This is a genomic window from Stenotrophomonas sp. STEN030 (assembly GCF_056759995.1).
Genome location: NZ_JBRREB010000010.1, coordinates 67,556 through 80,817 on the forward strand (window position 1 = coordinate 67,556; position 13,262 = coordinate 80,817).

Genomic DNA, 13,262 nt, shown 5'->3' on the forward strand with positions numbered 1-13,262 from the left:
CAATCCTCAACGAACCACATAGTTGGACTGGATAAGCACGGTTGACCGTGCGGCATCTGCACTGCGCGCGGTAACCCGGTAACTAGGCGCCATGCACAGCGCAGGCATCGGAACCTGTCGATCACAACCAGGCCAAGTCGGGGCTTCCCCCATGTACTCCACGAAATATGCCGAAGGCGGCGGCACAGGAGTGGCCCCAGCGATGGCGGTGGCGGTAACCCACCCAGTAAACCCAGTGTCCAGCCACCGGTCGGTAGACGCGGCATTTGGCGATGCACATACACCTGCGTTATTGCAACCGGAGGTCGGCGGCACCGGCGTCGCCGAAGCAATCAGCTCACCTTGACGGAGTGCAGATTCCGCCGCCTGGAAGGCGAGGCTACGCTCGTACATGTTCGCCGTCATGCGCTCCTCCATCATCGTGCCGCGAAGAATCGCAAGCCCGAGCAGGGTCATGATCAGCAGCAATATCAGTACTATCAGCAACGAAACACCACGCTGCTGGCTGCGCCGTACCGATCTGGAAATAATGGCGACGTTCATGGATTACGATTCCGGATGCTGACTACCTGAGTCAAGGTTCGCGCCAATGCGGCACCGCCCGACCCACTGTTTGGCTCACCACTAAACGTCATCGATATCCTCACAGCCTTGACCTGCGCCCAATTACCGCCGACACCGCCGGCGTCGACATAGGACCCCGCGCCTTCAACCAGATAGCGGAAGCTCATCGCAGTAACGCCCTCGACCACCTCCTGCGATACAGGCCCTGCACTCGTCAGGCGCGATTGGTACAGAGAAGAACGGCCATTTGGGTTATTGGCAATGAACCACCTTGAAGCACTGAGCCTCGCTATCACTGAATTAGGCTGCGTGTACTGGAAACTGGTGCCGGCACCGCAAGCCAACGGCAAACCAAGGCCACTGCCGCAGTTTCCCGGCGTACCGCCGGTAGCGTGACCAATCGACTGGCCGGCAACACTACTCACCTGAAAAATACTGGCCTGACGAGGATTGCATACCAGTGCGATGTCGCCGGCCGAAAAACCATGATTGGCCCGATTGAGCACCATCGTCGCACCTGCGGCATTATGGCTCTGCAGGGTGGACACGTTGGTATCGGTAGAAATGAGCTCCAACGCCTCAGTCCCCGACAGCCGCTGCGCAGCTCCAGCACCAAAACTTGCGTCAGCAAACGCTGCCGTTGACCCATAGCCCACAACTGCGTTGCCCCAGGTATCCAAACGCGTCCACCAGCGCCCACTTGCGCCATTGATCACATTCACCAACGGCGCGGAATTGGCACATGGATTACCCGATGCCTCGCGGACGTCGCGCGACATCAATTCGAACGCTGTACGCACGCTCTCCTGAATCCGCCCCAGATTATCGGTGGTTTTATAGGTTTGCCGGCTGGTCAAGAAAATACCGAAGGCGGCCCCGATAACCAAGGTACCAAGCACCAACGCGATCATCAGCTCGATCAGGCTCAAGCCGATGCTGTTGCGTCGCGCGCTTACGCGTCGAGTCCCCGTCATAACCGCACCCTTGTTTCAACCGAATATTGACCGGAACCGCGCGCAGCACCGTTACTGCCACCTCCGCGGCTATCGTCCCAACGTACGGCAACCACGCAGATGCTGGTTGCCGTTGTACAGGTGACCTGGCCGCAAACGGTGTCGTCGCCAGCCACCCCACCCAGCGCTGCACGCAGCGACGCCAGCCACGCGGCGCGATCAGTGGCACTAAGCGTCGCTGCAGTAGGCGCACTGCACATCCAGCCGTTTGTGTTGTATCCACCAACCAGTGCATTGGTGCGATTGGCGCGCATCGCATCAATGATCGTGTAGCTCTGAATCACGGCCTGACTGCGCTCCACCGAACTCTGGCTGTTGCGCAATGCCGTTGCCTGCATCGCCGCCACACCGAGCATGCCAATGCCCATGATCAGCACTGAGATGAGCACTTCAAGAAGGCTGACGCCGGCCATGCGGGCGCGTGGACGCAGGGATGGCGGGAGTTTGCAACCACGGTTCACGGGCAGGCTCCAGAATTATTCACCGGTGCAATCGATGTACGTGACCCGGAGGCAATGGTGATCCGGCGCAGATTCTGCGCAGGCTTGGTGACGGGGAGGCAGACTTCGACATTCCCCGCGAACAACAGCCCCGCCGCGGTGCGGGCCAATCCATCGGATTGGAATGTAACCTGTGGTGTCGCAGAGTTGACCTGTGCGGGTGGGCGGATCTGACCGGCCTGCAAAATCGAAGCATCCGAATCAAGCACCACCAGCCAATGCGTCCAAACGGCAGTGGTAGCCTCGCAAGTAGCGCCATCGGAAGATCCGCAGAAAACGACTCGCGCATTGCGCCTGACCGCCTCGCTACGTGCCATCTGGATGGCAGCGATCAGCTCATTGGATTGGGCGGTCAAGCGACTGGCATTCATCAGACCGTTGAACGCAGGCAATGCGATGGCCGCGATGATCCCCAACACCGCCAGCGTGACCATCAATTCAATCAAGGTGAACCCCCGGGCGACTGCCGCGGAAGGCCCGATTTTCATTTCCCCATTGACGTGCATCAACGTCATCCCCGACTTATCACCACGGTTAAGATAACTGTCCTACCAGTGCGCCGCCATGGCCAGACAGATGAGCGGTTCTTCGACGACTATGAGCGGCCGGACATCATGCCCCCTTCCCCCCTGACAACCACCCCTCAGCCCCTGGAAGCGCTCTGGCGCCCAAATACGCTGGCCTGGATCATCATGATTGGCGAAGCCTTGGCGATGGCCATGAGCCTGTCCCCAGGCATCAGCAGCGATCGCTTGGTCCTGTTTGGCTTGAACTCTCTCGCCATCCAATGGACCGCCCTGCTTTGCCTTGGCCTGCTCTACATGGCGCGCCATCGACTGAAGACTCGGCAGCCAACCACCGTCGCAATCGTCGCGCTTGGCGCACTACTACTGGCCACGGCCACCACCTACACGCTATTGCGATTGTTACTGGATGGCGCCGTCCCAGCCCCGGCAGGGGGATGGTCCCAGTTGCTGTTCCATATGACTGCGCTGGCACTGATATTTGGGTTACTCGGGGTCGCCGCCTTTCAGAACCACTGGCGTAATCGACTTCTCGCAATCCAAGCCAAGCAAGCCGAGCTGAATGCACTCCGTGCGCGGGTTGACCCTCACTTCCTGTTCAACGCACTCAACTCGGCCGTCGCCTTGGTACGCCAAGATCCAGCGACCAGCGAGCGCCTGCTGGTTGATCTGGCCGATCTCTTTCGCGCAGCCTTGTCCCGCAATGGGACGGTAAGTCTGGAGCACGAACTGGAACTATCCCGACAGTACCTGAACATAGAAGCGCTGCGATTCGGCAGCCGCCTCACACTTGTATGGAGCGCACCCTCGCCAATCCCCGCCCTTCAGGTACCCAGCCTCTCGCTGCAACCACTGATGGAGAACGCTATACGCCATGGACTGGAGCCACGCATGGATGGAGGCACCATTGAGGTCTGTGTCGAGACGCATCAAACATGGGTAACCATCAGAATAAGCAACCCAGCCCCTTCCTGCAGCCCTACAAACACCTCGGGCCAGCAGCTCGGACTGAGCTCGACCCGAAGCCGCCTGGATGCCCACTTCCAAGGCCGCGCAGTGGTGGAAGCCACCACTGCGGGAGACACTTACAGCACCGTGATCAAACTTCCTCGCAGCTGATCAAGCAACCACCTGATAACACGGGCGGTACTCGCCCGAAATTTTCATCCGGCGCTGTTCGACGAAGGCACGCAGCAGCTCATCCAGGGCCTGCATCATCTCGCTGTCGCCATGGATCTTGAACGGGCCGAACTCCTCGATCCGGGCCATGCTCTCTTCCTTGACGTTGCCAGCAACGATGCCCGAGAACGCACGCCGCAGATCGGCAGCTAGGTCCGGGGCCGGGCGCCCCTTATGCAGGTCCAGGCCGGCCATGGCTTCATGCGTAGGCACGAACGGCTGCTGATAGGCCAGGGGAATTTCCACCTGCCAGTTGTAGAAGAACGAATCGCGCTGCGCCAGGCGGAACTCACGCACGCGCTTGATGCCCTGTGACATCCTGCGGGCAACGCCAACCGGATCACCAACGATGATCTCGTAACGCTCGGCCGCCTTGTCACCCAGGGTCAGACGGATGAAACGGTCGATCTGCTGGAAGTACGGCGCAGCGATGGCCGGGCCACTGAGAATCAGCGGGAACGGCAGGTCCTTGTTCTCCTCGCTCAACAGGATGCCGAGCAGGTACAGGATTTCTTCGGCGGTACCGACGCCGCCCGGGAACACGATGATGCCGTGGCCGAGACGGACAAACGCCTCCAGGCGCTTCTCGATGTCCGGCATGATCACCAGGTGGTTGACGATCGGGTTCGGCGACTCGGCCGCAATGATGCCCGGCTCGGTGATGCCGATGTAGCGGGTATTGGTCTTGCGCTGCTTGGCATGGGCAATGGTTGCGCCCTTCATCGGCCCCTTCATCGCACCCGGGCCGCAGCCGGTGCAGATATCCAGGCCGCGCAGGCCCAGCTCATAGCCGACCTGCTTGGTGTACAGGTATTCGTCACGCGAGATCGAGTGACCACCCCAGCACACGACCAGATTCGGGTCGCTGGGCTGCAGGATGCGCGCATTGCGCAGCACGCCGAACACCGCATTGGTGATGCCGTCGGAGGTCTCCAGATCCGAGGCATATTCCGGCCCCAGCTCGATCGCCATATAGGCCAGGTCGCGCACCACCGAGAACAATAGTTCGGCGATGCCGCGGATGATTTCACCATCAACGAACGCGACTGCGGGCGCATTGCTCAGGTCGATGCGGACGCCGCGGTCCTGCTGGGTCACTTGGACATCAAAATCCGGATACAGGTCGCGCGCAGCGCGCGGGTCATCCGAAGCACTGCCACTGGTCAGCACCGCCAGCGCACAGCGACGCAGCAACTCATGCATGCCGCCGCCGGAAGCGTCGCGCAACCGCGCCACTTCTGCCCGCGACAACACATCAAGCCCGCCACGCGGATAAATACGTGCGTCCTGCACCGGCAGCGCCCTCGCTAGCCCTTCACTCTTGGTCATTTCCACAACTGCTCCTTCCTCATTGGCGATCGACTTTAGCGCTCCCCCCATTAAAAAGAAAACGGCCGGGTTCCCCCGGCCGTTTTCCGACTACTTCAAATCAGCCCTGAAAAATCAGAACTCGTAACGCAGGGTCAGCAGGGCGGACCAGCGCGACACGACGCGGTGCGGGAACCCGCTGTTGGCATCGTACGTGGCCAGCTTTTCCGGGTACTGACTACCGATGTTGTAGATATAGGTACCGTCAGCCTTCATGCCACTGAGACCAGCCAGATAGCGGGCATCGAAGCCCTGCGACTGCTGCTCGGTCACACCCCAGTCCTTGTTGAGCATGTTCAGGACATTGAAGATGTCCAGACGCACGATCGACTTGTGCTCCTTGAAGAAGCCCGGCAGCTCCTGCTGCAGGCTCACGTCAAACTGGTTCACCCACGGGTAGTGAGCACCGTTGCGCTCTGCGACCTGACCACGGCGAGCTGCCAGATACGGATTGGCGTCGATGAAAGCATGGAACGCGGCAATCTGAGCAGCCGTTGCGTTGCCGTAGCTCACCTTCGAGTCGTTCACCAGCGGGATGTATGCCGGATCCTGGAAGATACGGTCGCCATTCAGGTCACCGTCGATGTTCCAGGTGTACGGCAGGCCGTCACGACCGTTGTAGAACGCAGTGAAGCTGGTCTTGTAGTCGCGGAAGAACGCATGTTCCCAACCGAACGAAGCCTTGATCGAGTTACGTACTTCGCGGCTGGCCGTCGAAGCGATCTCTTCGTTCGGATTCAGACGCGACACGAACTGGTAACCGGACCATGCCTGCGACGAGTTGTCCGAGCCGACTTCGGTAGCCTTGGTGTAGGTGTAGCTCAGGTTGCCGTACCAACCGTTCGCCATCGGCTTGTTCAGCGAGAAGGTAACAGCGGTCGAGGAACCCTTGTCGGTATTGCCGAGCTTGGTCGAGTTGTACTCGAAACCAGGCTTGCGGCCGCAGTTCTTGTTCGCGCTGCTGATCGAACCCAGGTTGCAGTAGTAATAGTTACGGCCATCCGGCAACTGACCCTGCACTTCACCAATGTTGATGGCCTGGTAGAACACGCCATCCTTGTTCTTGATGTGCTGTGCTTCAACCGAGCCGATCAGGCCCATCCACGGCAGCTCTGCGTCGTAGCCCAGGCTGATCTTCCAGACGGTCGGCAGCTTGAAGTCAGGATCGATGGTATCGACCTGCTTGGACACGCCGTCGGCGGTCATGTTCGGCGGGAACGGCTGGTTGGCCGAGTCCGGGCTGAACGGATAAGCCGACGGATCGAACGAAGTGAACGATGCAGCGGTCACGCCGTTGTTCTGGTACGGGTTGGCCAGCCACACAAACGGCGGCACGCTCTGGAACAGGCCCACGCCACCGCGCAACTGAGAGTAACGCTCGGTCTCGAAGGTGTAGTTGAACGCAACGCGCGGCAGGACGACCTTGTTGCTGGAACTCAGACGGTAGTCATTGCGGTAACCGAATGCTTCTTCGAAGCCCGGCGTGGTCGGCGGTGCCTTGTTGGCCTTCGGAATGTTCACGCGCACGCCGTAGGTCAGCGACAGCTGGTCGTTGACCATCCAGGTGTCCTGCACGAACGGGCTGATCTGCGTGTAGATCATCGCAGCAGCAGTGTCGTTGATGCTGTAACCGGCGATCGGACGACGCACGTTGTACGAGTCGTAAATACCTGCTTCGAAGTCGGCGATGCTGGCGAAGGTGTAAACACCATGCGTGTCACGGCCGTACAGGTTGAACACGTCATTGCGCATGTAGTCCACACCAAACTTCAGGGTGTGGTCATTCAAGTACCAGTTTGCGAACACCGTAGCCGTAAGCTTCTCGGTGTTGATCTGGTTTTCGTGACGGTTGCGGTCTTCGCCCAGGCGCACACCATTACCCAGCGTGGGGTTGTTGGCCGTGGTGACGTTGATCGTCGGCAGATTCAACGGGTTGCCGTTGATCTGGTCGAACGTCTGGTAGCTGACCTTTGCCTCGGTGGAGAAATTCGGGCTCCAGTCGCTGAACAGCTGCAACGAGGTGTTCTTGGTCAGGTTGTCCTTGTTGTACCAACGGCTGCTCAGGATCACCGAGTTGTTGTTGGCGTCGGACGGCTGCGGCAGGAACTCTTCGGTGCGCTGGTGGGTCAGGCTCAGACGGTGACTGTCATTGATGTTCCAGTCGATCTTGGCCAGATAACGCTTGCTGTCCAGGTTGACGCCAAATGCGCCGTAGTTACCCGGATCAATGCCCCACTTGTTCTTGGCGATGTTGATGACCTGATTGATCTCGTCCATCGAGACCACACCATTCTCGTAACCATCGGCGTTGGAAGAACCACCGAAGTTGGTCACTTCCTGCTCTTCGTACGAAGCGAAGAAGAACAGCTTGTCCTTGAGGATCGGGCCACCCAGGGTCATGCCCTTGGTTGCATCCTTGTCGAAGCCGGCATAGTCCTGACCGTTGCGGGTACCAACCATGTCTTCGGCATTCTTGTACGCGTAGTACACCGAGCCGTGGAACTCATTGGTACCGGACTTGGTGACCGCGTTGACGGTGGCACCGACCGTATCCGAGCTCACATCGTAGTCCGAGACCTTCAGGTCATAGGCAGCGATGGTATCGATGGAAATCGGCGAACCTGCATACGGCATACCGTTGGCGTTCAGGCCGAACGGGTCACCCTGCGACAGACCGTCGACAGAAATATTGTTGTAACGGTTGTTGACACCAGCGACCGAGATCGCGCCGCTGCCCTGGTCGGTCACGGTGATGCGCGGATCAAGACGTGCAATGTCGTCCAGCGAACGGTTGCCCTTCGGGGTCAGTTCGAGCTGACGGCCACTGACCGAGGTACCCACACCCTTGTTATCAGGATTGAAGGTATCCATCAGGCGCGAAGCACTAACAGCAACACCAGCGATCGTGGTGACATCGCCACCCAATTGGGCGTTGATCGCACCGACCTGATTCAGGTTCAGGTAGACACCCTCTTCGGTCTTGGTGCCTTCGCCTGGCTTGGTGATGGTGACGGTGTACGGGCCACCTACGCGCAGACCGCGCGCGGAGTAACGACCCGAATCATCGGTGACGGCACGGCTGATGGTGCCCGACTCGGTGTGGGTGATCGTGACTTCTGCGCCAGCAACCGGCTGGCCGCCGACGTTGGTGACCTGACCGCCGACGCCGGCAGAGGTGCTCTGCGCGAAAGCCGGTGCAGCCGCAAGTGCGACGACAAGACCAAGTGCAAGCTTGGACATCTTGATACGCGGGTGATTCATAGGTGGGTAGCCTCGAAACGAGTTGGCGATTGAGAAAAAACGCGATCCATCAGCCCCGGGGTCAACCGAGCGCCTGATCGTCTTGAATCTGGGGGTCCCTTCCGAGGCGGTTTCAGCCGCAACGGTTAAGATAAGGTTAACACGGTAATGACAATTTATGACTGCAAGAAGACAGCGGTACTGCGCTGCAGCAGTTTCCCCTACGGCAGATCAAGCAGTTAGCGGATTGACGCCAGATAGGTCCCCAGACCATCCAGCAGCATCTGTACCGAAATTGCGACCAATAGCATGCCCATCAGGCGCTCCAGCGCGGTCAGCGCGCGAGCCCCCAGCAGCTTGTACAGCAGGGTTGCCGACATCAGGATCGCCGCCGCCCCACCCCACGCCAACAGCAAGGCCAGGCTCCAATCGCCCAGCCGTTCTGGCTCATTGCTGCCCATCAGCATCACCGCCGCCATGCCTGAGGGTCCGGCGACCAGCGGGATAGCCATCGGCACGATGAAGGGCTCGCCATCCGGCACCGCACCCATCAGGCCCTCCGGGCGCGGGAAGATCATGCGGATACCGATCAGGAACAGCACGATGCCGCCAGCAATGGCCACCGATTCCTGACGCAGGTGCATCAGCTCCAGCGCGTACTTGCCGCCCCATAGAAAGGCCATCAGCACCGCCAACGCGATCAGCAGCTCACGCACCAGCACCACCCGCTGACGCTTGGGCGTCAACGGCTTGAGCAGACTGAGGAATACCGGGATATTGCCCAGCGGATCCAGGATCAGAAACAGCAGCAAAGCCGCTGAAAGGATCGTCACGGAGCCAGGTCCAGCACCTTTCCACGCCACTGCGCGCCGCTGGCAGCAAGCAGCTGCACACTGGCCGCGGCGTAATTGGCAGGATCCACCGGTGCCGCATCTTCCTCATGGGTGAATGCACGCGCCCGCAACCCGGTGCGCATCGGCCCCGGCTGCATGCCGCAGACCCGAACCGGACCGTTGCGCAGCTCGTGGTGCAGGCTCTCGATCAGCCCGCGCAGCCCGTACTGGGCAACCCCATAACCGCCCCAATAGGCTTGCCCGACCCGCCGCGGATCATCCAGCGCGAATACCACCGCGGCGTCTTCACGCTGCCGCAGCAAGGGCAGACAGGCCTGGGTCAACCAGGCTCGAGCGGTCAGGTTGACGTGAATGGCGCGGGCAAAGGCTGCTGGATCGCCTGACGCAAACGGGGTAAGCCCGGCGAAATCGGCCGCGCAATGCAGCACGCCGTCCAGCCGCCCAAGCTCGGATTCCAGCCGTTCGGCCAAGGCCGCATAGTCATCGGGGCTGGCGCCCTCCAGATCCAGCGGATACAGCACTGGCTCGGGGCCGAGCTGCGCCGCACTGTCATAGACGCGATTGAGCTTGGCCACCTTGCGGCCAAGCATCACTACCGTCGCACCAGCCTCGGCACAGGCCCGGGTCGCGGCTGCGCCCAAACCACCCGCTGCACCCGCCACCAGAATTACCCGACCGGCCAGATCGGCACCCTCGCCCACCCGAGGCTGGGCACTCACGCTTGACCGGCCTCGGCAACGATGCGCTTGAGCTCACCGGATTCCAGCAGCTCCAGAATGATGTCGCAGCCGCCGATCAATTCCCCATGCATGAAGAACTGCGGGAAGGTAGCCAGGTTCGAATAGCGCGGTAGATTGGCCCGCACCTCAGGGAACTCCAGCAGGTTGACCGTGCGCAGGTTGATCGCACCGGCTGCCGTCAACGCCTGCACCGCGCGGCTGGAAAAGCCACACATCGGGTACTGCGGCGTACCTTTCATGAACAGAACGAGGGGGTATTGCTCCACCTCGGTCTGGATTTGTTCCATCACCGGCATTCGAATTCTCCCTACTGCGAAAGAACGGCCCGTCCTGGTCGGATAGACTTTCCCGTGGTTGACCATTGTAAGCCGAGCCGGCCAACTCCCGTCGCCCTGCCCCGAAAAGAATCTCCAATGCCCGTCCAACTGCCTGAACTGCCCTACGCCCGTACCGCGCTGCAACCGCACATTTCCGCAGAAACCCTGGACCTGCATCACGGCAGACACCATCGTGGCTATGTGGATACGGTCAATGCACGCATCACCGGCACCGAGCTGGACGAGCTGCCGCTGGAGGAGATCGTGCGCAACAGCCAGGGCAGCCTGTTCCTGGCGGCGGCGCAGGCATGGAACCACGACTTCTTCTGGCAATGCCTGCACCCGCGTGCAGGCGGTGACCCGCACGGGCTGCTGGCCGAACATATCAATCGCCAGTTCGGCGACGTGCAGAAGCTGCGCGAGGAGTTCAATCGGGCCGCCCTGGGCGTGTTCGGCTCGGGCTGGACCTGGCTGGTGCAGCACCCGGACGGCAAGCTGGCCATCGTCAGCACCCGCAATGCGAACACACCGCTGACCGGCAACAGCACGCCATTGCTGGTCTGCGATGTGTGGGAACACGCTTATTACAGCGACTACCAGAACGACCGCGCGCGCTTCCTGCAAGCGTTCTGGAAGCTGGTGAACTGGGATTTCGTGGAGGCGCAGCTGCGCTGAGAGTGGATAGCGCGAGCGCATTCTGCCGCCACAGGATGCCTGTAGTGTTTTTGCTTGGCTTTGGCCCCAAGTCCTCATTCCCGCACAGGCGGAAATGACGATCTGAAAATTCTCAGGCCACCCCGACAGCGACTCCACCTATGCGGGAATGACGCTCTGAAAGTTCTCTGAGGGAGCCAGAAGTACTACCACCTCACTCGTGCGCAGCCACCGCGTCCAGCACACGTGCCGAATACACCAGCGCCGCGCCTGCATTGAGCGCCACTGCCACACCCAGCGCCTCGGCAATTTCCTCGCGACTGGCACCCTGCTTCAAGGCAGCGTCCACATGGGTGGTGATGCAGCCATCGCAACGCGTGGTCACCGCCACCGCCAGCGCGATCAACTCGCGGGTCTTGCCGTCCAGATGGTTGGTCTGCGTACCCGCACCGCTCAAGGTGATATAGCCCTTGAGCGTATCCGGCGAGAGCTTGCCGAGCTCGCCAATACGCCCCTTCAACTCACGGCGGTAATCATTCCAGTCGAGCATGGGAGGTTCTCCAGTTGGGACTGGAGAACCTTACTCCGGCAATGATTAGCTCGCCGTCATGCCACCGCGACGCAGCGTTTCCACCACCGGCGCAACCTGTTCCTGCCTACCCAAGGCCTCGCCAACGCGCTGCAGGGCGTCAGCCAGAGCGGCCGGAGCGTCATCACGCAGGTTGGCATGACCGACCTTGCGACCTTCGCGGGCCTGCTTGCCGTAGTCATGCCAGTGACCGGCAGCTTCGGCCAGTACAGGCTTGGCGTCGGGCATCTGCCCCAGCCAGTTCAGCATGCAAGCGTGCCCGAGCATGCGGGTATCGCCCAAAGGCATACCAAGCACGGCGCGGACATGGTTCTCGAACTGCGAGGTTTCTGCACCGTCGCTGGTCCAATGGCCGGAGTTGTGTACGCGCGGGGCCATTTCGTTGGCCAGCAACTCATCACCGCGGCAGAACAGCTCCAGCGCGAACACGCCAACGTAGTCCAAGCGCTCGGCAACGCGGCGCGCATAGGCAATCGCCGTGGCCTGCTGCTCGGCTGACAACGAAGCCGGGGCCAGACTGGCCGACAGCACTCCATCCACATGCCAGTTGGCGGTGAGCGGCCAGGCGCGGAACTCACCGTCGCGGCCGCGTACGGCCACCACGCTGACTTCCCGCTCAAATGCCACAAAGCCTTCGAGGATCAGCCCGGTCTTGTCGGCCTGTGCGCCCAGCGTCTGCCATGCCGTATCGATATCCGCTGCATCGCGGATGCGGAACTGGCCCTTGCCGTCATAGCCCAGCCGCCGCGTCTTGAGGATGCACGGCATGCCGAACTCGGCAGCCTTGGCGGCCAGCTCATCGCGGCTGCGGATATCGGCGAACGCCGGCAGCGCGATACCCAACTCCTGGAACAAGGTCTTCTCGCTGAGCCGATCCTGCGCCACCGCCAAAGCGGCCGGATTCGGGAACACAGGCTTGCGCTCGGCCAGCCAATGCGCACTGGCGGCTGGCACGTTTTCGAAATCGAAGGTGATCACATCGACCTTGGCAGCGAACTCCGCCAATGCATCGGTGTCATCGAAGTCGCCTACCTGCAACGGCGCCACCTGCCCAGCACAAGCATCGGCAGCCGGATCGAACACCACGAAACGCAGGCCCAGCGGAGCACCCGCCAGCGCCATCATGCGGGCCAGCTGCCCGCCGCCCAGAATGCCAACCGTGATCATTGGCGCGGATCATCCGCAGCCATCACATCTTCGGTCTGGCGTGCGCGGAAGGCTTCCAGCGCAGCACCGATCTGCGGCTGCTCGGCGGCCAGCATGGCCGCGGCGAACAGGGCTGCATTGGAAGCACCTGCATTGCCAATGGCGAAGGTCGCCACCGGGATGCCAGCCGGCATCTGCACGATCGACAGCAGCGAATCCATGCCATTGAGCGCCTTGGACTGCACCGGCACGCCCAGCACCGGCACGGCGGTCTTGGCAGCCAGCATGCCCGGCAGGTGCGCGGCACCGCCGGCACCGCCGATGATTGCGCGCAGGCCACGCGGGCCCGCCTGCTCGGCATAGCTGAACAGCACATCCGGGGTCCGGTGCGCTGAAACTACCTTCACTTCATACGGAACGCCCAAAGCATCAAGCTTTTGGGCGGCGTGCTGCATGGTTTCCCAGTCTGAGCGGGAACCCATCACGATGCCGACTAGCGGCGCGGGGTGGTTGGGGGTCATTGGCCGTCACCTGCTGCAAAGACGTATTCTAGCCGTCTTCCCCGCAAGACCAC

14 protein-coding genes are annotated in these 13,262 nt (G+C 61.1%); 2 read left to right on the plus strand and 12 right to left on the minus strand.

Translation table 11 applies throughout. From position 1 onward, the window contains the following. Positions 1 to 6 precede the first annotated feature (6 nt). The 4 genes from ACVOLR_RS05440 to ACVOLR_RS05455 are packed head-to-tail and all read right to left on the minus strand — an operon-like array spanning position 7 to position 2,592. Positions 7 to 543 (minus strand): pilus assembly PilX family protein, encoded by a 537-nt coding sequence (locus ACVOLR_RS05440; protein WP_481535533.1) that lies wholly within the window; start codon positions 541 to 543, stop codon positions 7 to 9. Further along, a complete protein-coding gene (locus tag ACVOLR_RS05445; protein ID WP_481535534.1) occupies positions 540 to 1,538 on the minus strand; it encodes a PilW family protein in 999 nt (332 codons plus the stop codon). The genes ACVOLR_RS05440 and ACVOLR_RS05445 overlap by 4 nt, the downstream gene beginning before the upstream one ends. Beyond that, a complete protein-coding gene (pilV, locus tag ACVOLR_RS05450; protein WP_481535535.1) occupies positions 1,535 to 2,038 on the minus strand; it encodes a type IV pilus modification protein PilV in 504 nt (167 codons plus the stop codon). Before pilV ends, ACVOLR_RS05445 begins: the two co-directional genes overlap by 4 nt. Then, positions 2,035 to 2,592: a GspH/FimT family pseudopilin gene (locus ACVOLR_RS05455; protein WP_481535536.1), complete on the minus strand. Its 558-nt coding sequence runs from the start codon at positions 2,590 to 2,592 to the stop codon at positions 2,035 to 2,037. The genes pilV and ACVOLR_RS05455 overlap by 4 nt, the downstream gene beginning before the upstream one ends. Before the next feature lie 39 nt (positions 2,593 to 2,631). On the opposite strand from ACVOLR_RS05455, the gene ACVOLR_RS05460 reads away from it, so the two are divergent. After that, positions 2,632 to 3,720, plus strand: a complete 1,089-nt coding sequence (locus ACVOLR_RS05460) for a sensor histidine kinase (RefSeq protein WP_481535537.1) — start codon at positions 2,632 to 2,634, stop codon at positions 3,718 to 3,720. Here ACVOLR_RS05460 and ppnN read toward each other — a convergent pair whose 3' ends face one another. From ppnN to grxD, 5 genes are all read right to left on the minus strand, one after another. Beyond that, positions 3,721 to 5,109, minus strand: coding sequence for a nucleotide 5'-monophosphate nucleosidase PpnN (ppnN, locus tag ACVOLR_RS05465; protein ID WP_481535538.1), 1,389 nt, complete (start codon positions 5,107 to 5,109; stop codon positions 3,721 to 3,723). It lies immediately after the preceding gene. A gap of 114 nt (positions 5,110 to 5,223) precedes the next feature. Then, positions 5,224 to 8,409, minus strand: coding sequence for a TonB-dependent receptor (locus ACVOLR_RS05470; protein ID WP_481535539.1), 3,186 nt, complete (start codon positions 8,407 to 8,409; stop codon positions 5,224 to 5,226). Between the two features lie 218 nt (positions 8,410 to 8,627). Continuing rightward, positions 8,628 to 9,221, minus strand: a complete 594-nt coding sequence (locus ACVOLR_RS05475; RefSeq protein ID WP_481535540.1) for a YhgN family NAAT transporter — start codon at positions 9,219 to 9,221, stop codon at positions 8,628 to 8,630. Beyond that, positions 9,218 to 9,961: an SDR family NAD(P)-dependent oxidoreductase gene (locus tag ACVOLR_RS05480; RefSeq protein ID WP_481535541.1), complete on the minus strand. Its 744-nt coding sequence runs from the start codon at positions 9,959 to 9,961 to the stop codon at positions 9,218 to 9,220. The genes ACVOLR_RS05475 and ACVOLR_RS05480 overlap by 4 nt, the downstream gene beginning before the upstream one ends. Then, the gene (grxD, locus tag ACVOLR_RS05485) at positions 9,958 to 10,278 is read right to left on the minus strand and encodes a Grx4 family monothiol glutaredoxin (RefSeq protein ID WP_481535542.1); all 321 of its coding nucleotides are present in this window, start codon (positions 10,276 to 10,278) and stop codon (positions 9,958 to 9,960) included. The genes ACVOLR_RS05480 and grxD overlap by 4 nt, the downstream gene beginning before the upstream one ends. Before the next feature lie 117 nt (positions 10,279 to 10,395). On the opposite strand from grxD, the gene ACVOLR_RS05490 reads away from it, so the two are divergent. Beyond that, complete coding sequence (locus ACVOLR_RS05490) at positions 10,396 to 10,974, plus strand: superoxide dismutase (RefSeq protein ID WP_481535543.1); 579 nt, start codon at positions 10,396 to 10,398, stop codon at positions 10,972 to 10,974. Between the two features lie 193 nt (positions 10,975 to 11,167). Here ACVOLR_RS05490 and ACVOLR_RS05495 read toward each other — a convergent pair whose 3' ends face one another. The 3 genes from ACVOLR_RS05495 to purE are packed head-to-tail and all read right to left on the minus strand — an operon-like array spanning position 11,168 to position 13,209. After that, positions 11,168 to 11,503, minus strand: a complete 336-nt coding sequence (locus ACVOLR_RS05495) for a carboxymuconolactone decarboxylase family protein (RefSeq protein WP_481535544.1) — start codon at positions 11,501 to 11,503, stop codon at positions 11,168 to 11,170. Between the two features lie 45 nt (positions 11,504 to 11,548). Next, positions 11,549 to 12,709 carry a 5-(carboxyamino)imidazole ribonucleotide synthase gene (locus tag ACVOLR_RS05500; RefSeq protein WP_481535545.1) on the minus strand — a complete coding sequence of 387 codons (1,161 nt, stop codon included), beginning with the start codon at positions 12,707 to 12,709 and terminating at the stop codon, positions 11,549 to 11,551. After that, entirely contained in the window at positions 12,706 to 13,209 is a 504-nt protein-coding gene (gene purE, locus ACVOLR_RS05505) for a 5-(carboxyamino)imidazole ribonucleotide mutase (protein ID WP_057629361.1), read from the minus strand. Before purE ends, ACVOLR_RS05500 begins: the two co-directional genes overlap by 4 nt. Positions 13,210 to 13,262 lie beyond the last annotated feature (53 nt).